Source organism: Streptomyces sp. NPDC027185, from assembly GCF_055567035.1.
The window spans coordinates 723,391-742,284 of sequence record NZ_JBVHRF010000004.1; the positions used below are offsets into that span (position 1 = coordinate 723,391).

The 18,894-nt window shown below is 74.0% G+C and carries 17 protein-coding genes; 6 read left to right on the plus strand and 11 right to left on the minus strand.

The window, feature by feature from the left end:
- Nucleotides 1-153: 153 nt before the first annotated feature.
- The gene (locus ACZ4M8_RS16955) at nucleotides 154-1,215 is read left to right on the plus strand and encodes a DUF3533 domain-containing protein (protein ID WP_467607868.1); all 1,062 of its coding nucleotides are present in this window, start codon (nucleotides 154-156) and stop codon (nucleotides 1,213-1,215) included.
- 382 nt (nucleotides 1,216-1,597) lie between these two features.
- A complete protein-coding gene (locus ACZ4M8_RS16960) occupies nucleotides 1,598-2,080 on the plus strand; it encodes a subtilase-type protease inhibitor (RefSeq protein ID WP_467607870.1) in 483 nt (160 codons plus the stop codon).
- Nucleotides 2,081-2,181: 101 nt separating this feature from the next.
- Here the strand turns inward: ACZ4M8_RS16960 and ACZ4M8_RS16965 are convergent, their stop codons facing one another.
- From ACZ4M8_RS16965 to ACZ4M8_RS17015, 11 genes are all read right to left on the minus strand, one after another.
- On the minus strand, nucleotides 2,182-3,249 hold the full coding sequence (locus ACZ4M8_RS16965; RefSeq protein ID WP_467607872.1) for a S1 family peptidase: 1,068 nt from the start codon (nucleotides 3,247-3,249) through the stop codon (nucleotides 2,182-2,184).
- Between the two features lie 508 nt (nucleotides 3,250-3,757).
- Complete coding sequence (locus ACZ4M8_RS16970; RefSeq protein ID WP_467608051.1) at nucleotides 3,758-4,879, minus strand: slipin family protein; 1,122 nt, start codon at nucleotides 4,877-4,879, stop codon at nucleotides 3,758-3,760.
- 243 nt (nucleotides 4,880-5,122) lie between these two features.
- A complete protein-coding gene (locus ACZ4M8_RS16975) occupies nucleotides 5,123-6,028 on the minus strand; it encodes a S1 family peptidase (protein WP_467607874.1) in 906 nt (301 codons plus the stop codon).
- A gap of 291 nt (nucleotides 6,029-6,319) precedes the next feature.
- Complete coding sequence (locus ACZ4M8_RS16980) at nucleotides 6,320-7,105, minus strand: DUF1684 domain-containing protein (RefSeq protein ID WP_467607877.1); 786 nt, start codon at nucleotides 7,103-7,105, stop codon at nucleotides 6,320-6,322.
- Nucleotides 7,102-8,472, minus strand: a complete 1,371-nt coding sequence (locus ACZ4M8_RS16985) for an NtaA/DmoA family FMN-dependent monooxygenase (protein WP_467607879.1) — start codon at nucleotides 8,470-8,472, stop codon at nucleotides 7,102-7,104. Before ACZ4M8_RS16985 ends, ACZ4M8_RS16980 begins: the two co-directional genes overlap by 4 nt.
- Nucleotides 8,469-9,521: an LLM class flavin-dependent oxidoreductase gene (locus tag ACZ4M8_RS16990; protein ID WP_467607881.1), complete on the minus strand. Its 1,053-nt coding sequence runs from the start codon at nucleotides 9,519-9,521 to the stop codon at nucleotides 8,469-8,471. Before ACZ4M8_RS16990 ends, ACZ4M8_RS16985 begins: the two co-directional genes overlap by 4 nt.
- A 34-nt stretch (nucleotides 9,522-9,555) precedes the next feature.
- Nucleotides 9,556-10,524 carry an ABC transporter substrate-binding protein gene (locus ACZ4M8_RS16995; RefSeq protein ID WP_467607883.1) on the minus strand — a complete coding sequence of 323 codons (969 nt, stop codon included), beginning with the start codon at nucleotides 10,522-10,524 and terminating at the stop codon, nucleotides 9,556-9,558.
- Between the two features lie 40 nt (nucleotides 10,525-10,564).
- Entirely contained in the window at nucleotides 10,565-11,335 is a 771-nt protein-coding gene (locus ACZ4M8_RS17000; protein WP_467607885.1) for an amino acid ABC transporter ATP-binding protein, read from the minus strand.
- Entirely contained in the window at nucleotides 11,332-12,213 is an 882-nt protein-coding gene (locus ACZ4M8_RS17005) for an amino acid ABC transporter permease (RefSeq protein WP_467607887.1), read from the minus strand. Before ACZ4M8_RS17005 ends, ACZ4M8_RS17000 begins: the two co-directional genes overlap by 4 nt.
- Nucleotides 12,197-14,095: an FAD/NAD(P)-binding protein gene (locus ACZ4M8_RS17010; RefSeq protein WP_467607890.1), complete on the minus strand. Its 1,899-nt coding sequence runs from the start codon at nucleotides 14,093-14,095 to the stop codon at nucleotides 12,197-12,199. The genes ACZ4M8_RS17005 and ACZ4M8_RS17010 overlap by 17 nt, the downstream gene beginning before the upstream one ends.
- On the minus strand, nucleotides 14,092-14,970 hold the full coding sequence (locus tag ACZ4M8_RS17015) for an amino acid ABC transporter permease (RefSeq protein WP_467607893.1): 879 nt from the start codon (nucleotides 14,968-14,970) through the stop codon (nucleotides 14,092-14,094). Before ACZ4M8_RS17015 ends, ACZ4M8_RS17010 begins: the two co-directional genes overlap by 4 nt.
- 509 nt (nucleotides 14,971-15,479) lie before the next feature.
- Between ACZ4M8_RS17015 and ACZ4M8_RS17020 the strand changes: the two genes are divergently transcribed.
- The 4 genes from ACZ4M8_RS17020 to ACZ4M8_RS17035 all read left to right on the plus strand — a co-directional run bounded on the left by ACZ4M8_RS17020 (nucleotide 15,480) and on the right by ACZ4M8_RS17035 (nucleotide 18,840).
- Nucleotides 15,480-16,568 (plus strand): LLM class flavin-dependent oxidoreductase, encoded by a 1,089-nt coding sequence (locus ACZ4M8_RS17020; protein WP_467607896.1) that lies wholly within the window; start codon nucleotides 15,480-15,482, stop codon nucleotides 16,566-16,568.
- On the plus strand, nucleotides 16,565-17,062 hold the full coding sequence (locus ACZ4M8_RS17025; protein ID WP_467607898.1) for a GNAT family N-acetyltransferase: 498 nt from the start codon (nucleotides 16,565-16,567) through the stop codon (nucleotides 17,060-17,062). Before ACZ4M8_RS17020 ends, ACZ4M8_RS17025 begins: the two co-directional genes overlap by 4 nt.
- Nucleotides 17,059-18,006, plus strand: a complete 948-nt coding sequence (locus ACZ4M8_RS17030; RefSeq protein ID WP_467607899.1) for an ABC transporter substrate-binding protein — start codon at nucleotides 17,059-17,061, stop codon at nucleotides 18,004-18,006. Before ACZ4M8_RS17025 ends, ACZ4M8_RS17030 begins: the two co-directional genes overlap by 4 nt.
- A 387-nt stretch (nucleotides 18,007-18,393) precedes the next feature.
- Complete coding sequence (locus ACZ4M8_RS17035; RefSeq protein ID WP_399093084.1) at nucleotides 18,394-18,840, plus strand: cell division protein SepF; 447 nt, start codon at nucleotides 18,394-18,396, stop codon at nucleotides 18,838-18,840.
- Nucleotides 18,841-18,894: the final 54 nt, after the last annotated feature.

Genomic DNA, 18,894 nt, shown 5'->3' on the forward strand with positions numbered 1-18,894 from the left:
CGGCCCCGGCGGACCGGACACGGCACGCCGCCGCCCGCCACGCCCGCCGCTCCGTCATTCGGCCCCGTCCGCTCTGCGCGACGGCTGCGCCGACCGGAGGATGTGGGAGCACAGCCGGTACGGGCACCGGCGCGACACGGCGAGGAGCGGCCCATGGCCACGACCGACGACGGCACCCCGACGACCTTCCGCCAGGAGGTGCGCAGCGCGGTGACCACCCGCGCCGCGCTGCTGGTCACCGGTGTGCTGGGCCTGATGGTCGCGTTCATCGCCTCCTACGCCGGCGCCTTCCACGCGCCGAAGCCGACCGATATCGCGCTCGGCGTGGTGGCGCCCGCGCAGGTCCGCGGTGAGCTGGTGACCAAGCTCGGCAAGCTGCCCGGCTCCCCCCTGGACCCGCGCGCGCTGCCCTCCCGGGACGCGGCGCTCCGCCAGTTGCGGGACCGGAAGATCGACGCGGCGCTGGTCGTCGACCCGCGTTCCACCACCGACCGGCTGCTGGTCACGAGCGGCGGCGGAGCGGCGCTGTCCCAGGCGACGGAGGCGGTCGTCACCGCGGCGGACAAGGCGCAGGGCCGCACCGTACGGACCGAGGACGTCCGGCCCGCGGCGGACGGCGACTCGCGCAGTCTGTCGTCGTTCTACCTGGTCGTGGGGTGGTGCGTGGGCGGCTATCTGTGTGCCGCGATCCTGGCGATCAGCTCGGGCGCCCGCCCGGCGAACACCCACCGCGCGCTGATCCGGCTGGGTGCCCTCGCCGTCTACTCGGTCGTCGCCGGGCTGGCCGGCGCAGTGGTGATCGGCCCGGTGCTGAACGCGCTGCCCGGCAGCCTCTTCGGACTGTGGGGGCTGGGCGCGCTGATCGTCTTCGCGGTGGGGGCGACCACGCTGGCGTTCCAGACCCTGCTGGGCGTCGTCGGGATTGGGCTGGCGATCCTGGTGATCGTGGTGTTCGGCAACCCGAGCGCGGGCGGCGCGTACCCGTATCCGCTGCTGCCGCCCTTCTGGCGGGCGATCGGTCCGGCGCTGCCCCCGGGCGCGGGCACCTGGGCGTCCCGCTCCATCTCCTACTTCGGCGGCAACGGCATGACGGCGGCGCTGCTGGTGCTCGGCGCCTGGGCTCTCGGCGGAGTGCTGGTCAGCGTCGTCCTCGCGGCGCTGCGCGACCGCGACCGCCGGAACAACAGCCTGGCGCCGGTGACCCCGCGCCCCTGAGCGGACGGGCCGGGGTCGCCGCCGCCCGCGTCGCGGCGTTCGCCCGGAACCCCGGAACCACCGGGTCCGGACCGCCCCGCCCCCTGACGCACCGGCTTCGGGCCAATCGGGGAGGGCCGGCGCCGGGGGGCTCGGGGTGCCACGGCCGAATCCGCTCCCCCTGAATGTGGACGTGGAGAGGAAGGACGGCGAGGCGCACGCCCCGCGCCACCAGCGAAGGCACCACTCGGGCACGCGAGCTCCACGTCGCCACCACATCCTTCGCGCCACTACGTACAGCATTCATCCATCGACTCGAAGTGAGCGGCGAAGATGCGGGCGCCCGATCGCTGAGCCAGACTCGCGCCCGGTATCTGGAACTACACACAAAGGAGTGTTCGCCATGCGGTACATCGTTGGGGGCGTCGCGCTCGGCACGGCGCTGATCACGGGCGCGCTCGCCTCCACCGCGCAGGCCACCACGCCGACCACCACCGCCCCGGCAGCGGCCGTCGCCCCGGCCAACGACCACACCCCGGCCCGGACCGCCACGCTCTACGCCCCGTCCGCCCTCGTCCTGACGGTCGGCCACGGTGAGCACCGCGCGGACGCCGCGGTGCAGCGCGCCGTGACGCTGAGCTGTATACTGAAGGCGACGGGCACCCACCCCTCCCCCGGCGCGGCCTGCAACCGGCTGCGGGCCGCGGGCGGCGAGTTCGGCAAGGTAACCCGTGCCGACGGCGCCGGGGTGGTGTGCACCCGGGAGTGGGACCCGGTCGTGGTCACGGCGGACGGTGTCTGGCAGGGCAGGCGCGTGTCGTACACGCACACCTTCGCCAACCCCTGTGAGCTGCGCGCCGGCGCGAACAGCGTCTTCTCCTTCTAGCGTCCCGGACGCACCCGGCCCCCGGACGCCGTACACGTCCGGGGGCCGGGGTCACCGCCGCACCGCGCCGGGGTCCGGCGGGCGGGCGGCCCGATGGTACGTCAGCCGATCTCGGCGCCGAACTTCTGCAGGGCCGCGGGGACCGGCTGGAAGAAGGTCTCGCCGCCCTGCGAGCAGTCGCCGCTGCCGCCGGAGGTGAGGCCGAGGGCCGACTCACCGTCGAAGAGGGCACCGCCGCTGTCGCCGGGCTCGGCGCAGACGTCGGTCTGGATCAGCCCCTCGACCGAACCCTCCTGGTAGTTGACGGTGGCGTTGAGCGCCTTGACCGTGCCGTCGTGCACCTGGGTGGTGCTGCCGCTGCGCTGGACCTTCTCGCCGACGGTCGCGTCCGCCGCCTTGGTGATCTTCTGGGTGCTGCCGTTGTAGAGGTCCACCTCGCTGGGGTGGTCGGTGTCCCCGGTGTACTTGGCGATCGCGAAGTCGTTGCCCGGGAAGGTCGAGTCCTCGGTGGTGGCGATCTCCTGGCCGCCCTGCTGGTCGGACCAGCTCTGGACCGCGTTGCCGCAGTGACCGGCGGTCAGGAAGTACGGCTGCCCGCCCTTGACGACGTTGAAGCCGAGCGAGCAGCGGGCGCCGCTCCCCCAGATCGCGTCGCCGCCGGCGACCAGCGGCTTCAGCTCGCCCTTGATCTGACGGAGCGCCACCTTGTCGCCGAGCCCCTTGGTGACCTTGGTCAGCTTGGCGAGCGCGTCACCCTTGACCGTGCGGTCGGCGGTGACGACGACCTTGTTGGTCCGCGGGTCGACGCCCCAGGAGGTGCCGGGGATGGTGGCGTCGGCCTTCAGCGTGCTGCGCGCCGAGTCCAGCTGGGCCATCGAGTACTTGACCATTCTGGCCTCGGCGCCCTTGGCCCGGACGGACTTGGCCGCCGCGTCGTTCACGACGTTGACCACGAGCTTCTTGGCCTGGGCGTCGTAGTACGAACCGGCGGTGCCCGCCGTGTTCACCTGCGAGGCGAGGGTGGTCGCCGCCGCCGGGGAGAGCTTGGCCGGGGCGGGGACGGTTGCGGCGTTGGCGCTGTTCAGAGTGAGCGTGGCGGTGGCGGCGAGAGCCAGGGCTCCCGCGCCCGCCAGGACCGTGCGGCGCTGGGGTGTGCGACGGTGCTTCAACTCGGTACCTCCCGTGGGGGGAAGGGCCCGCTAGGGGGACACGGACCCGAGAGTGTGGGGGAACAGGTCACGGACGGACGCCTTCCCCGTCGCGCACCGGGAAGTCGCGTCCATGCCAACGTGCGCCGCCGAGTATTCCCACCCGTCTCACAGGTGCACAAGACCGAGTTCCGGTCTCGCCGCCGGGAGTTCACCGCTCCCCCGCCCCGCGGTCACACCGATATGCGCGCACGTTTGTCCCGAGTACGGACACCTCCGCCCCCGGCACCCGCCGGCCGCACCACGCCACCCCCTGGCCGAAACCCTTCGGTACGCGGGCGAGGAACACCGCCCGGAGGCGCCCGCGCACGGGGCCCGTACGCGGACGGGCACGGGTTTCGACCTCACCGCCGCCCCTCAGGCGCGCGCCGGGGCCCGTACAGGCCGCGCGCCGGGGCACGGAACGGGCCCCGCGGCATGTCCGCCGCGGGGCCCGACTTCAGGGCATCACCTTGCAGGAACCGGTCAACTACCCCCGGCTGCCGGGCGGTTGCTCACCCGGAGCGCCGCCGCCCCCGCCGCCCCCGGCAGCCCGCCCGGCATCGCCCGCATCCGCCACCCGTCCGGCCTCCGCCGTCCGTCCGGCGTCCGCCACCTCCTCGACGGCGCCGTGGACGTCCTCGATCTCCGCCACGTCCTCGACCGGCGGGAGAGGGCCCCACTCCTCGGCCGCCTCTTCCCCGGAGTCGCCCAGGTAGTGGTCGGGCCGGTGGGCCGGGTCCGGACCGAGGCCGGGGCGGGTCCCGTCGGCGCTCGCGCCGGACGGCGGGGTTGCGGGGCGACCGGAGGCGCCGGCCTCGGCCTCGGCGCGGGCCGTTTCGGCCTGGGCCTGGAGACCGGAGCGCTCCAGGAAGCGCAGCAGCTCCACGGGGAAGGGCAGCACCAGCGTGGAGTTCTTCTCGGCGGCGACGGCCACCACGGTCTGCAGCAGCCGCAGTTGGAGGGCGGCGGGCTGGTCCGACATCGCCTGCGCGGCCTCGGCCAGCTTCTTCGACGCCTGGAGTTCGGCGTCGGCGTTGATGACGCGGGCGCGCCGGTCGCGGGTGGCCTCCGCCTGGCGGGCCATCGACCGTTTCATGGTCTCCGGCAGCGACACGTCCTTGATCTCCACCCGGTCGATCTGGACGCCCCAGCCCAGCGCGGGGCTGTCGATCATGACGGCGAGGCCCTGGTTGAGCTTCTCGCGGTTGGAGAGCAGATCGTCCAGATCGCTCTTGCCGATGATGGAGCGGAGCGAGGTCTGGGCGACCTGGGAGACCGCGAAGCGGTAGTCCTCGACGGCGATGACGGCGTCGGCGGCGTCCACGACCTTGAAGTAGACGACGGCGTCGACGCGGACGGTGACGTTGTCGCGGGTGATGCCCTCCTGGGCGGGCACCGGCATCGTCACGATCTGCATGTTGACCTTACGCATCCGGTCGACCACCGGAACGATCATGGTGAAGCCGGGGCCGCGGACCGCCGAGGTCAGCCGGCCCAGCCGCAGGACCACACCGCGTTCGTACTGTTTGACCACGCGCGCCGCCGCGAGGAGATAGACGGCGCCCGCCGAGGCGAGAGCGACCCCGCTGGTCACCAGCTCTTCCAGCATCACGACCCCCAGACCGACTTCCAGCACTCCGACCGGTTTGCGCTCTTTACCATGGTATGCCCGGAGTGGCAGGGCGCCGCCGGTGGCCGGAACGCGGGAGGCCGGGTGCGGTGTCCGCCGGCGGACACCGCACCCGGCCGGTACCGGACCGTCGTCCGGTGCTACGCCGATATCAGCAGGTCAGGAGCGGCCGGCCGGACCGCGCCCGAGGGGGATCAACAGGCGCCGTGGGCGCCGGGGGGATCAGTAGACGCTCACGCCGTAGGCGCTGAGCGCCTCGGTGACGGGCTGGAAGAACGTCGTACCGCCCGAGGTGCAGTCGCCGCTGCCGCCGGAGGTCAGGCCCAGGGCCGTGGTTCCGGAGTAGAGCGGGCCGCCGCTGTCGCCGGGCTCGGCGCAGACCGTGGTCTGGATGAGGCCGGAGACGATGTCGCCGTTGCCGTAGTTCACCGTGGCGTTCAAGGCGGTGACCTTGCCGCTGTGGGTGCCGGTGGTGGAGCCCCGGCGGGTGACGCTCTGGCCGACGCTCGGGGTCGCGGCGCTGGTGATGTCCTGGCCGCCGACGGTGCCCTCGTGGCTGACCGATCCGGTGTACTTCACGATGCCGTAGTCGTTGCCGGGGAAGCTGGATCCGGCGGTCGGACCGATGCTCGTGGTGTGCGAGGAGTTGCTGTACCAGGGCGGGTTGCCGTCGGTGCAGTGACCCGCCGTCAGGAAGTAGTACGTGCTGCCGCTGCGGACGTTGAAGCCGAGCGAGCAGCGCCAGCTCGGCGCGTAGATGGCGTCGCCGCCGGAGATCAGCTTGCGCAGGGTGCCGGGGGTCCGCTCGACGCGTACCGCACCGGCGTTGCTCCCCGCCGCGCGCTCGATCTTCGCGAGGTCGGCCCGGGAGACGGTGCTGTCCGCGGTGACGACCAGTTCATGGGTGGCCGGGTCGACGGCCCAGGCGGTGCCCGGGACGTCCGCGGCGCGCACGGCGGAGCCGGCTGCGGCGAGCCGGTCGGCGCTGTACTTCGGGGCGGCGGCGGTGTTCTGGGCGTTGGCGGCGGGGACGGCGAGGGCCCCCACGGCCAGCAGTCCGGCCGTCACGGCGAGCAGTCGGGTGCGTCTGGGGACGCCGTTACGGGAAATGGTGCGCTCGTTCCTCACGTGATTCCTCCGAGGGGATCGGTGGGCCGCGCTCTGCGGCGGCCCGTGAGGCGCAGCCGAGGGGCACCGCGGTGAGGAACCCGCGATCCGCACGATCCTTTTTTACGTGCCCCTGACAAGCGCTGACGGGAGTTTCGGACGGATCGGGCCGCCGCGCAAGAGGGCGGGGGTACGCAGGGGCGCCCGAGGCGGTGTCACCCTGCTGCGGGCGGAGTGGAGTTCGCCGCCCCGGCAGGCCCTCTCGGGTGCGCCGGGACGGCGGTTGACCCCCTCGGTCGGCGGTGGGACGGATCAGCTGCCCGAACGGTTCCGCTCCCCCGCCCGCAGCGCGAACGGCAGCGTGTTGCCGGGCGGCGGGAACGGGCAGATGAAGTGATCGGCGAAGGCGCACGGCGGCAGCAGCGTGCGGTTGAGATCGACGGTGACGGTGCCGTCCGCGGCGGGCGCCGGAGGCCGCAGGAAGCGGAAACGGTAGCTCTCCGAGCCGCTGGTGGCGTCCGCGAGGACCGCCCACAGCGACCCGTCGCCCTCGACGGCGACCTGGAGCGTGTGCTCGGTGCCGTCCACGGTGAAGGCCAGCTCCCCGGCGAGCCCCAGCTCCCGCCGGACGCCGTCGGCGTTGGGCACCCGTACGGCGCGGTCCTCGCCGTACGGGCGGAAGCGGCCCGGCACCGTCCAGCGCGGGTCGTGGTCGTAGACGTCGATACCGGTGAAGGCGCGGCGGGCGCCGGACGCGGGGTCGAAGTCGCGCACCGCCCACAGGCCCTCGCGGCGCAGCACCGGCAGCCGCCGCTCGCCGTGGGCGATACGGGCGGTCTCGGGCCCGGCGTCCGGGCCGAGGCGGACCTCCCCGTCGAGCGGGGCACCGTCGGCGGTGAGCCCGTCGGCGCCGGTGGCGTGCAGGACGACCGTGTCGCCCTCCTCCCGCCAGCGCCCCGGCAGCCGCGGGACACGGCCGTCGGGGTGGTCGGCGAGCCAGTACGTACCGGTCAGGGCCAGCGGCCCGTACGGGCGGGAGATGTCGGCGGTGCGCCGCTCGTGCCAGGTCAGCCATGCCGTGAGGGCGTCGGAGCTCATGACGCCTCACCCTGCCACACCGGGGCGGCCGCCTCGGGAAGGCCGAGGTGGGAGCGGAGGGTGGAGCCGGTGTACTCGGTGCGGAACACCCCGCGCTCCTGGAGCAGCGGGACGACGCGGTCGACGAACGGGTCGAGGCCGTCGGGCGTCAGATGCGGGACGAGGATGAAACCGTCGGCCGCCCGCGCGCGGACGAACGCGTCCATCTCCGCGGCGACCGCCTCCGGCGTGCCGATGAACGACTGCCGCCCGGTGGTCTCGATCACCGTCTCGCGCAGCGACAACCCCTTGGCCTGCGACAGCGCCCGCCACTTGGCGACCACCGCCGCCGGGTCGGCGATCTTGACGCGGCCCTGGGCCAGCTCCGAGTGCGGGTCCGGGTCGATGTCCGGCAGCGGTCCGTCCGGGTCGTACGCGGAGAGGTCGACGCCCCAGACCTGTTCGGCGGCGAGCAGGGCGTTCTGCGGGGAGACCTGGCGGCGGCGGACCTCGGCGGCGTACTCCTGGGCCTCGGCGGCGGTGTCGCCGAGGGCGAAGGTCGCCCCCGGCATGATCTTGAGGTCGTCCGGCCGCCGTCCGTGGGCCGCGAGCCGTCCCTTGACGTCGGCGTAGAACGCCTGGCCCGCCTCCAGCCTGCTGTGCCGGGTGAAGATCACGTCGGCGGTGGCGGCGGCGAAGTCCCGGCCCTCCGGCGAGTCCCCGGCCTGGATGATCACCGGGTGGCCCTGCGGGGAGCGCGGCAGGGTGAACGGTCCGGCGAGGTCGAACTGGGCGCCCCGGTGGCGGACCGGCTCGGGCGCCGCGCCGTCCCAGGAGTCCCACAGTTTCCGGGCGGCGGCGACGAACTCGGCGGCGCGCGTGTAGCGGTCGGCGCGGTCGAGGTAGCCGCCGCGGCGGAAGTTCTCGCCGGTGAAGGCGTCGGAGGTGGTGACGACGTTCCAGGCGGCCCGGCCACCGCTGAGATGGTCGAGCGAGGAGAACCGGCGGGCCAGTTCGTACGGTTCGTTGAAGGTCGCGTTGACGGTGCCGGCCAGGCCCAGCCGGTCGGTGACGGCGGCCAGCGCGGTCAGCACGGTCAGCGACTCGGGGCGGCCGAGGACGTCGAGGTCGTGGATGCGGCCCTTGTGCTCGCGCAGCCGCAGCCCTTCGGCGAGGAAGAAGAAGTCGAAGAGTCCGCGTTCGGCGGTCCGGGCGAGGTGGACGAAGGAGTCGAAGCGGATCTGGCTGCCGAGCGCGGCGTGGCGGGCCGCGCCGGCGGCGGACGGGGCCGCGTCCCAGACGGTGGTGTTGTTGACGCCCGGGAAGTGCGCGGCCAGGTGGATCTGCCGGGGCGCGGACGGGTCGGACGGGTGCGGGGCGTCGGTCATCGCGAGACCTCCCGGGTGCGGGCGTAGCGGTTGGCGGGGCGGGGCAGGCCCAGGTGCTCGCGGAGCGTGGCACCCGGGTAGAAGCGGCGGAGCAGGCAGCGGTGCTGGAGGACCGGGACGGTGCCGTCGACCAGCAGGCCCAGGTCACGCCCGGGTTCGGTGGGCCGCAGGTGGAAGCCGTCGGCCGCGCCGTCCGCGTACCAGTCGCCGATCAGTTCGGCGAGGGCGACGGCGTCCCCGGAGGCGTACAGCTCGATCTCCACCGAGGCCAGGACGAGCAGCCGGTCCGGGTCGCGGCCCAGCGCGCGGGCGCGGGCGCGCAGGTCGTCGCGGGCGGCGAAGGCGGTGTCCGTACCGTCCGCGCGGACCAGCGCGACATCGGCGTGGGCGGCGGCCGTCTGCCGGACGGCCGGGCCGCCGGGCCCGGTTCCGGTGGCGTCGATGACGACGGGCGGGCGGCCCTGCGGCGGCCGGGGCACGGTGGACGGGCCGCGAACGGAGAAGAACTCCCCGGCGAAGTCGGCGTAGTGGAGCTTGTCGCGGTCGACGAAGCGGCCGGTGGCCCGGTCGCGGATCTCGGCGTCGTCCTCCCAGCTGTCCCAGAGCCGGGCGGCGACCTCCGCCGCCTCGCCGGCCTCCCGCCACGCCGCGTCGGGCGCGGGCGCCGGGCGGCGGCCGAAGAGCGCCGCCTCCGCGGCGGTGAGCGAGACGTCGGGCCGCCAGCCCGCCCGGCCGCCGCTGACCCAGTCGAGGGTGGCGATCGAGGTGGCGATGTGGAAGGGCTCGGTGTGGGTGGTGGTGACGGTCGGGACGAGGCCGATGCGGGTGGTGGCCGGGGCGATGCGGGACAGGACGGCGAGCGCGTCGGGGCCGGGGCGTCCGAAGGCGTCGCTGAGGGTGACGAAGTCGAGGGTGCCGCGCTCGGCGAGGCGGGCCAGCCGGAGGTAGCCGGCCGCGTCGAAGCGTTCCGGTGCGGCCGGGCGGCCGGGGTCCGGCGGGACGTCGAGGGCGACGGCCAGCGGGATCGGGCGCGGTGCGGGTGAGGCCATGGGGGTTGCCTTCCGATAGGGGTGCCGGACGCGGTCAGGTGCGGGGCAGTCCGGGCGGGTTGATCTGCGAGGTGGTGAGGGCTTCGGCGCCCAGCCCCCAGCGGTCGAGGACGGTGCGGTAGGTGCCGTCGGCCATGACGGCGCGCAGCGCGGCGGCGTACGCGCCGACCAGTCCGCTGCCCTTCTTCGTGGTGGCGGCGATCTTGCCCTGGACGGTGTCGCCGCCCCCGGAGAACCGCCCGACGCTCCGCGTCCGCCCGGCGGTGTCGACGTGGTAGACGACGGACGGGTCGGGGCCGAAGTAGCCGTCGATACGGCCCGATTCGAGGGCCAGGTAGGTGTCGGAGTTCTTCTGGAAGTAGCGGATGTCGACGGGCGCGCGGCCGGCCCGTTCGTTCTCCTCGCTCCACTCCAGGAGGATCTTCTCCTGGTTGGTGGCGGTGCCGACGGCGATGGTCCTCCCCGCGACGTCGGCGGCGCCGCGGACCCGCCAGCGGGTGTCCTTGGGTGCCTCCATCGCGAGTTCGTCGCGCCGGTAGGTGGCGAAGTCGTACTTCTCCTTGCGCTCCTCGGTCACCGTGACGTTGGACAGGACGGCGTCGAGCTTGCCGCTGTCCAGGCCGACGAAGAGGTTCTCCCAGGACAGCGCCTCCAGGCGCAGCCGCAGGCCGAGGGCGTCGGCGACCAGCGTGGCGAGGTCGGTCTCGACGCCGATGAGGGTGCGGTCGTCGGTGGCGTAGAAGGTCAGCGGCGGGGAGCTGCCGGCCAAGACGCCGACCCGCAGTTCGCCGGCGGCGCGCACGCGCGCCGGGAGGAGCGCCGCCGCCTTCGCGTTCCTCGCGGCGCGGACGCGGTGCTGGTCCGGGCCGATGTTGAACTTCGGTCCGCCGGCGGCGCCGGCGGGCGCGGTGTCGTCGACGGCCGAGCCGGAGCCGCACGCGGCCAGCAGCGGTGGCGTGGCGGCGAGGGCGAGGGCGGCGGTCAGGACACGGCGGCGGTTCACGGCGGGGCTCCTTCGGGCGGGGTCGCGGGGTCCGGGCACGTCACAGGACCTTGGAGAGGAAGGACCTGGTGCGGGCCTCGCGGGGCGCGTCGAGCACCTGGGCGGGCGGGCCCTGTTCGACGATGCGGCCGTCGTCCATGAAGACGACGGTGTCGGCGACCTCCCGGGCGAAGCCGATCTCGTGGGTGACGACGATCATCGTGGTGCCGCGGCGGGCCAGATCCTTGATGACGTCGAGGACCTCGCCGACCAGCTCCGGGTCGAGCGCGGAGGTCGGCTCGTCGAAGAGGAGCAGTTTGGGCTCCAGGGCGAGGGCGCGGGCGATGGCGACGCGCTGCTGCTGGCCGCCGGAGAGCCGGCGCGGATAGGCGTCGGCCTTGTCGGCGAGGCCCACCCGCTCCAGCAGCGCCAGCGCGGTGGCGGTGGCCTCCGCGCGGGAGCGGCCCAGCGCGGCCACCGGCGCCTCGGTGAGGTTCTCCACCACCGTCAGATGCGGGAAGAGGTGGAAGTCCTGGAAGACGAAGCCGATGTCGGTGCGTTGCCGCAGGATCTCGCGTTCGGGCAGTTCGTAGAGCTTGTCGCCCAAGCGGCGGTAGCCGACGAGCGTGCCGTCCACGGCGACCGTGCCGCCGTCGACCTTCTCCAGGTGGTTGAGGGTGCGCAGCAGGGTGGACTTGCCGGAGCCGGACGGGCCGATGACGACGGTGACCTCACCGGCGGCGACCTCCAGGTCCACCCCCTTGAGCACGTCGAGGGAGCCGAAGCTCTTGCGGACGGCGCGGACCTCGACCATCGGTGTCCGGGTACTCATCGGGTGGCTCCCTTGGCGAAGTGGCGTTCGACGCGGTGTTGGAGGACGGAGAGGGCGCCGGTCAGCAGCGCGTACCAGACGGTGGCGACCATCAGCAGCGGGACGACGCGGCCGTTGCGGCCGTAGATGACCTGGACCTGGTAGAAGAGTTCGCCGATCGCCATGACGGAGACGATCGAGGTGCCCTTGAAGAGGGAGATGACCTCGTTGGCGGCGTTCGGGGCGATGGCGCGCATGGCCTGCGGCAGCACGATCCGGCGCAGTTGGCGCAGGCGCGGGATGCCGAGGGCGGCGGCCGCCTCCCGCTGCCCGGCGTCCACGGCGAGGACGCCGCCGCGGACGATCTCCGCGGCGTACGCGGCCTGGTGCAGCGCGAGCCCGAGGACCGCCGCGCCCATCGGGCCCACCAGGTCCATCGTGGCGAACGAGAAGAAGCCGGGGCCGAACGGGACGCCGAGGTCGATACGGCGGTAGAGGTAGGCGAGGTTGAACCAGAACAGCAGCTGGACGATGAGCGGGACGGAGCGGAACACCCAGACGTAGCCGTGCGCGACGAAGCGCAGGAACGGACTCGCCGACAGCCGCGCGACGGCCAGCACGATGCCGAGGGCGAAGCCCAGCGCGGTGCCGCAGACGGTCAGCTGGAGGGTGGTGCCGACGGCGTGCAGCACCGCGGGCGCGAAGACGTACTGCGCGAAGACCCCCCATTCCCAGGCCGGGTTGGTGGCCAGCCCGTGGACGAACTGGGCGAGGAGCACGGCGGTCACCGTGACGGCCACCCAGCGCCAGGGGTGGCGTACCGGGACCACCCGCGGGGCGTCCGGGCCGTCGGCGGGCGGTGCCGCGGTGGCGGCGGGCGGTTCAGCGGTCAGCGGCATGGCGGTCCTCGCGGGTGGCGGGGCGGGCGGGACAAAGCGGCGCGGCGGACGGCACCGCGCGCTCGGTCAGGAAGGTGAGCAGCGCCCGTGCGGTGGCGTCGTTCTGCCGGAAGACGGGGGCGTTGGTACGGGGGCGGGTGAAGGCGCCGCTGGAGCGGGCGTCGGTGTGCGGGCCGAGGGCGAAGCGGCGCGGGTGCGGGCGGCCCGCGCGGTCGAGGAGGCGGCTGTCGGCCGGGTTCACGGCGAGCAGTCCGCCGGGGGTGACGGCGGCGCCGTCGGCGTGCAGGGCGCGCAGCAGCGCGTCGGCCGAGCGGGCCACGGTCGGCGCCGGGAGCCGCGCCTCGACCAGGGCGCGGGCCGGGATCACGGCGTCCGGCACGGTCGCCGAACGGGCCGTGAACCGTCCGGTGACCGGGTCCGCGGTGACGGTGGTACCGGCCCCGAGGAAGCGGACCAGCCCGGCGCGGGAGAGGGCGAGCAGCTGCCGCAGCCTCGGGCCGGGCGGCCCGGAGGCGAGGTAGCTGAAGAAGCCGTGCCACCAGGGCCCGCGGTCGCCGATCCGGATCAGCTGACCGTAGACGGAGAGCAGGGCGAGGAAAACGGCCTGGTCGGGGCTGTACGCCGGATCGTGGCGGCGGGTGAGGTCGGCCCGGATGTGGGCGCGCAGCGTGTCCTGGAGGGCGTCGGTGTCCGCGAGGCGCAGGCCGGCCAGCGGATGGTCGAGGGCGGTGAGGTCGAGGCGGTCGGCCGGGTCGGGCACGGCCTCCTCGGCCAGTGCGCGGCGGGCGGCGGCGTCCCCGGCGGCGTACCGGCGCTCGAAGGCGGGCCAGGGCAGCCGGGTGCGTTCGGGGTGGGCGGTGAAGAGGCGGTGGTAGTGGGCGAAGCCCAGCTCTTTGTCGATCAGCGGGCGGACGTCGTCGTCGAAGGAGAAGCCGCCGGGCCGGGCGAGCAGCGCGTCGACCTCGGCGGGGCCGAGGAAGCGCGGCAGCGGCGGGCGCGGTGCGTCCGGTTCGTAGCCGATCTTGGAGCGGTAGGGGACGCCGCGCCGGGAGCCGACGTGCAGCACCGGCTCGCGGCCCGACGGGTGGTACGTCAGCTCCCCGTCGGCGCCCTCGGTGTACCGGCCGCCGCGGCCCTCGGTGAGCAGCACCATCAGGTCGATGAAGGCGAGGCCGAAGCCGCGGACCAGCACCGGTTCGCCGGGGCGCAGCCCGTCGAGGCCGATGTCGGCGGTGAAGCCGGGCGGCAGGTACGTCAGCCGGTGGCGGTCGGCGAAGCGGAGCAGCTCGCGCTGTTCGGCGTCGGGTTCGGCGTCGAGGTGTCCGAGGGTGAGCAGGACGGCGTCGGCGGTCAGCGGCGCGGGGCTCCCCGCCAGCCACACCCGCTGGCGGCCGTCGGCGGGCCCGGCGACGCGGACCGCGCGCCGCCGGTGCTCGTGGACGGCGACCCGCGGCGGCAGGGCGGCCACCGCACGCTCGTACGCCCAGGTCAGGTAGGCGCTCTGGAGCCGGCGGCCGGGGAAGTCGCGCGGGCCGAGGGCGGCGGCGGCCGCGGTGGCCTCCGGGGTGGTGCGGATCCCGCCGGAGCGGACCGCGGCGCACCACTGGGCGAGCGAGGGCCCCGGGCGCACCGGTCCGGCCATCTCCACGGTGTCGTCGGTGAAGAGGGTGGCGTCGTCGGGCAGCGAGTTCATCCACAGCAGCGGTGACTGGTCGCGGCGCCAGACCCGGCCGCCGCCCGGCGGGTACGGATCGACGAGGTGCAGGTCGAGCGGGGCGTCGCCGTACAGCTCGGGGGCGTTGGCGGCGATCCGCTCGATGATGCCGGTGGCGCGCGGCCCGGCCCCGACGATCACCACGGCGGGTCGCTGCGCGGCGCTCACCGGGCACCCGCCGTACCGCGGGCGTAGCGCCGCTCGACGTAGTGCTGGCCGACGGAGAGCAGCGAGGTGATGATCACGTACCAGACGGTGGCGACCAGCAGCATCGGGATGACCTGGTAGGTGCGGTGGTAGATGAGCTGCACGGAGTAGAGCAGGTCGCTGACGGCGATCATGGAGACGACCGAGGTGCCCTTGAGGGTGCCGATCAGCATGTTCCCGGCGGGCGGCACGATCGACCGCATGGCCTGCGGCAGCACGATCCGCCGCAGCCGCCGCCACCGGCCGAGCCCCAGCGACTGGGCCGCCTCGGTCTGCCCCCGGTCCACGGAGAGGATCCCCGCCCGCACCACCTCGGCGGCGTACGCGGCCTCGTGGAGGGTCAGCCCGATGACGGCGATGGCGGGCGGTGAGAGCAGGGTGACGGTCCGGACGCCGAGGACCGTCGGGTAGAGCGCGCCGATGTTGAACCAGAACAGCAGCTGCACCAGGACCGGCATCGACCGGAAGAGCCAGACGTAGCCCGAAGCGACGCCGCGCAGTACGGGGTTGGCGGAGAGCCGCATGGTGGCGAGCAGGGTGCCGAGCGTGAAGCCGAGGATCATCACGGCGGCGGTCAGCCAGAGCGTGAGCAGCAGCCCGTTCAGGACCGGGACGGTCAGGAAGTAGGCGGCGACGAGGTCCCAGCGGAAGGCGTCGTTCCCGGCGACGGAGCGGAGCACGAGGCCCAGCAGCACGAGGACGACGACGGCGGCGGCCCACTGGCCGAGGGGGCGGCGGGCGACGATGCGCGGCGGGGCCGCGTCGCCGGGCCGCCCGTCGGCGGACGTGGGGAGGGAAGGGGGAACGGCGGAGGTGCGGAGGGTGCCGGAAGGCATGCGAAGGCTCCGTGGATGCGGTGATCGAACACGGGAGATGCGCCTTCACAGGCAGAACGGGCCGCGCCCCTCAGCACGGCCGTGGACCGAGGCTAGGGGGTCAACACGGCGTTCTGTCAAGGCTGTCCGCAGTGTGAACAACGCCGGGATCCGGTTGACGCACAACCGGATGCCTGTTCCACTTAGCCGCATGAACGCATGGCAGTGGCTGGTCACCCGCGACCACATCGACTTCGGTCGCGTGTGGTCGTCGTCCTGTTGAGCTGACGCCCTGCCCCGAGGCCCGCCGCCTTCGCCGGACGGGCCGATCCGCGGTTCCGGCTTCCCGCCACCGCGCCTTCACACCCGTGCCGCCCGCCGGCACACCTCCCCTCGCGCTTCCCGGACCCCCGGCGCCCGCCGCCCGGCTCCGGCGCACCACCGCACCCGCCCGCCCGGTCCGCACGCACCGGCGCGGCCCCGCTCCTGCCCTCCCTCCCGCCGGCACCCTCGAAGAAGGGCGCACACCTATGCGCTTCGGCGTCATGACACTCATCGACCACACCCCGGACGCCCGGTCCGGGTATCTCGTCCCACCCGCCGAACGGTTCCGCGAGGTCGTCCAACTCGCGGTGCTCGCCGAGGAGTTGGGGTTCGACGCGTTCGGCGTCGGGGAGCGGCACGGCCCGCCGTTCCTCTCCAGCTCACCGCCCGCGGTGCTCGGCGCCATCGCCGCGCGCACCCACCGCATCCGGCTCTTCACCACCGTCACCGTGCTCTCCACCCTCGACCCGGTCCGCGTCGCCGAGGACTACGCCACCGTCGACCAGCTCTCCGGCGGCCGCCTGGAACTCACCATCGGCAAGGGCAACGCGCCCGAACCCTGGGCGCTCTTCGGCCGCGACAGCGCCGAGCAGTACGCCCTCCAGGAGGAGAACTACGAACTGCTGCGGCGGCTGTGGAGCGAGGAGAAGGTCACCTGGTCCGGCTCCTTCCGCCCGCCGCTCACCGACGCGACCACACTGCCCCGCCCCCACCAGCAGCCGCCCACCGTCTGGCACGGCAGCGCCACCAGCGAACGCTCCGTGGAACTGGCCGCCCTGTGGGGCGACCCGCTCTTCGCCGCCAACGCGATCCAGCCGGTGGCCCGCTACGCCGCCCTCATCGACCGCTACCGCGCCCGCTGGGAGGCGTACGGCCACGATCCGGCCGCCGCCCTCGTCGGCTCCGGCGGCACCCTGTACGCCGCGGCCGACGACCGCACCGCGCGCCGGGAGTTCGCGCCGTACTACGAGAGCGCCGTCGCCGCCCGGGACGTGCCGGGCAACAACACGCCCTTCCGCACCGTCGACGAGGCGGCCGACCACGGGCCGATGCTCATCGGCTCGCCCGACCGGATCGCCGGCAAGATCGCCGAGCAGCACCGCGCCTACGGCCACGCCCTGCAGTTCTTCTCCGTCGACACCGCCGGACTGCCCTTCGCCCGCCGCGCCGACGTCCTGCGGCTGACCGCCGCCGAGGTGCTGCCGCAGCTGCGCCACGCCCTGCCCGACCCGCTGGACTGGCCGTACGCGCCCGGTACGGAGGCGGACGCCGCCACCGCGGAGCCGGTCCGGTGACCGCGCTGCGCCGCGCCGGCGGCCCCACCGTGCTGCACACCACCGTCACCGACCCGCTCGCCCGCCCGCTGCTCGACGAGCTGACCCACGAGTACACCGTCCGCTACGGGCATCCCGCCGACCTCTCCCAGGAGTATCCGCCGTCCGCGTTCGCCCCGCCGCACGGCGCGTTCCTGCTGCTCCTCCAGGACGGCGAACCGGTCGCCGGGGGCGCCTACCGCCGCCACGACGCCCGCACCGCGGAGCTGAAACGCATCTGGACGCACTCCGCGCACCGCCGCCGGGGGCTGGCCCGCCAGGTCCTCGGCGCACTGGAGACGGAGGCCGCCACCCGCGGCTACACCCGCCTCTACCTGACGACGGGCTCCCGCCAGCCGGAGGCCAGGGGCCTCTACCTCGCGGCGGGCTACCGCCCGCTCTTCGACCTGACCGCACCACCGGAGTCGATCGGCTCCCTGCCGTTCGAGAAGTTTCTGGAGAACCACCGGCCATGAGCAGACCCGTCTCCCCCGCCCGGACCGCGCCACGCGCCGCGGCCCTCCTCGCCGCCGCCGCGCTGGCCCTCGCCGGGTGCGCCGAGCCCGCGGACACCGGCAAGGAAGCCCCGGGCGGCCACGGCACCGCCCTGCCGGACGCCGACGTCGTCTCCGGTATCGCGAAGGACCCGGCCGCCGCCGCGCTCCTGCCCGCCGGTGTACGCGCCCGCGGCACCCTCGCCCTCGCCTCCAGCATCGGCTCACCGCCCGGCGCCTTCTACCTGCCCGACGGCAGGTCCGTCGCCGGTCAGGACATCGACCTCGCGGACGCCGTCGGCAAGGTCCTGGGCCTGCGGCTGAAGCGGGAGCCCGCCGGCTTCGAGGCGATCCTGCCCGCCCTCGGCAGCGGCCGGTACGACGTCGGCACCGGCAACTTCGGCGTCACCGACGAACGCCGGAAGACCATCGACTTCGTCACGTACATCAACGACGGCCAGGGCTTCGCCGTCCGCGCGGACAGCCCCCTGAAGAAGGTCACCACGCTGACGCAGCTGTGCGGTCTGACCGTCGCCAGCGGCGCCGGCACCACCTTCGAGGCGACCTTGGAGCGGGAACGCCCGCGCTGCGCCGCCGCCGGGAAGAAGCCGTACGACGTCCGGACGTACGCCGAGCAGTCCGCGCTCTACGCCTCGCTCCAGCAGGGCCGCAGCGATGTGGTGATGAGCACCGTCAACGGTCTGCGGTACGCCGTCAGCCGCCAGCCCTCGCTGCGGTACCTCAACACCTACCACCGGCTGGACGTCGGCTTCGCCTTCAAGAAGGGCAGCCCGCTGGCGCCCGCCTTCCGCGCCGCCGTCAACCACCTGATCAAGACCGGGGATTACCGCACCATCCTCAAGAAGTGGTCCACCACCGGCTCGGCGCTGCCCGCCTCACGGATCAGCCCGCCCGAGATCCGCTGACCCCCAAAGGCACGGGCCGACCGGCCCCGCACGGCCCGTGCCCCGCGTCACCGCCCGCCTCCCGCGGGGCGGCCCGCAGGCCGTACGCTCCGGCGCACCTCCCCGGACGTCGGACAGATGCGCTGGTCCCCGGCCGGAACCTACTCGGTGGTCGAAAAGGCTTCCGGTAACCCGTATGTCGACACCGCGCACCCCCCGCCCCTATCGTGATTTCCGTCACCACGTCAGTTCCCGTACCGCCCACGGAATCTGACAAGCTGCCACCCGCTCTGCACCAGAACTGTCACGAACCCCCCGCGCGGCGGCTATCCACTTGGCACACCCTCCGCCTCATGAAGGACCATAGGGGGGCGGACATACAGACACCGCGGGTGAGAGGAGGCGTCCATGGGATCGGTGCGCAAGGCGAGTGCCTGGCTTGGCCTCGTCGACGACAACGATGACGAGCGTTACTACGACGACGACTATGCCGAGGGACCGGAGCACGGGGCCCAGGGGACCGGCTCCTGGGTGACCGACCCGGGTCTGCGGGTGGCCGAGAGCCCGGCCGAGGACCAGAGCACCCGCATCGCCACGGTCACCCCGGACGGGTTCGGGGACGCCCGCGGCATCGGTGAGCTGTTCCGCGGCGGCGTTCCGGTGATCGTCAACCTCACGGCGATGGAATCGGCCGACGCCAAGCGCGTGGTGGACTTCGCCGCCGGTCTCGCCTTCGGCCTGCGCGGCTCCATCGAGCGCGTCGCCACCCGGGTCTTCCTGCTCACCCCGGCCGACTACCGCGTCGTCAGCGGGGAGCCGCGCGACCGCAACGGCGGTTTCTTCAACCAGAGCTGACCGGGCACGGGCCCGGTTCCGTCCGGCGGAGGGTAAGGCGGCACAGACCGCCCC

Excerpts from the sequence above, each read along its gene's own strand:
- ACZ4M8_RS16990 (WP_467607881.1), bottom strand. The coding sequence starts at position 9,521 with ATGGCCTCACCCGCACCGCGCCCGATCCCGCTGGCCGTCGCCCTCGAC.
- ACZ4M8_RS17030 (WP_467607899.1), top strand. The coding sequence starts at position 17,059 with ATGAGCAGACCCGTCTCCCCCGCCCGGACCGCGCCACGCGCCGCGGCC.
- ACZ4M8_RS16970 (WP_467608051.1), bottom strand. The coding sequence starts at position 4,879 with ATGCTGGAAGAGCTGGTGACCAGCGGGGTCGCTCTCGCCTCGGCGGGC.
- ACZ4M8_RS17000 (WP_467607885.1), bottom strand. The coding sequence starts at position 11,335 with ATGAGTACCCGGACACCGATGGTCGAGGTCCGCGCCGTCCGCAAGAGC.
- ACZ4M8_RS16960 (WP_467607870.1), top strand. The coding sequence starts at position 1,598 with ATGCGGTACATCGTTGGGGGCGTCGCGCTCGGCACGGCGCTGATCACG.
- ACZ4M8_RS17005 (WP_467607887.1), bottom strand. The coding sequence starts at position 12,213 with ATGCCGCTGACCGCTGAACCGCCCGCCGCCACCGCGGCACCGCCCGCC.
- ACZ4M8_RS17035 (WP_399093084.1), top strand. The coding sequence starts at position 18,394 with ATGGGATCGGTGCGCAAGGCGAGTGCCTGGCTTGGCCTCGTCGACGAC.
- ACZ4M8_RS17020 (WP_467607896.1), top strand. The coding sequence starts at position 15,480 with ATGCGCTTCGGCGTCATGACACTCATCGACCACACCCCGGACGCCCGG.
- ACZ4M8_RS17015 (WP_467607893.1), bottom strand. The coding sequence starts at position 14,970 with ATGCCTTCCGGCACCCTCCGCACCTCCGCCGTTCCCCCTTCCCTCCCC.
- ACZ4M8_RS16985 (WP_467607879.1), bottom strand. The coding sequence starts at position 8,472 with ATGACCGACGCCCCGCACCCGTCCGACCCGTCCGCGCCCCGGCAGATC.
- ACZ4M8_RS16955 (WP_467607868.1), top strand. The coding sequence starts at position 154 with ATGGCCACGACCGACGACGGCACCCCGACGACCTTCCGCCAGGAGGTG.
- ACZ4M8_RS16980 (WP_467607877.1), bottom strand. The coding sequence starts at position 7,105 with ATGAGCTCCGACGCCCTCACGGCATGGCTGACCTGGCACGAGCGGCGC.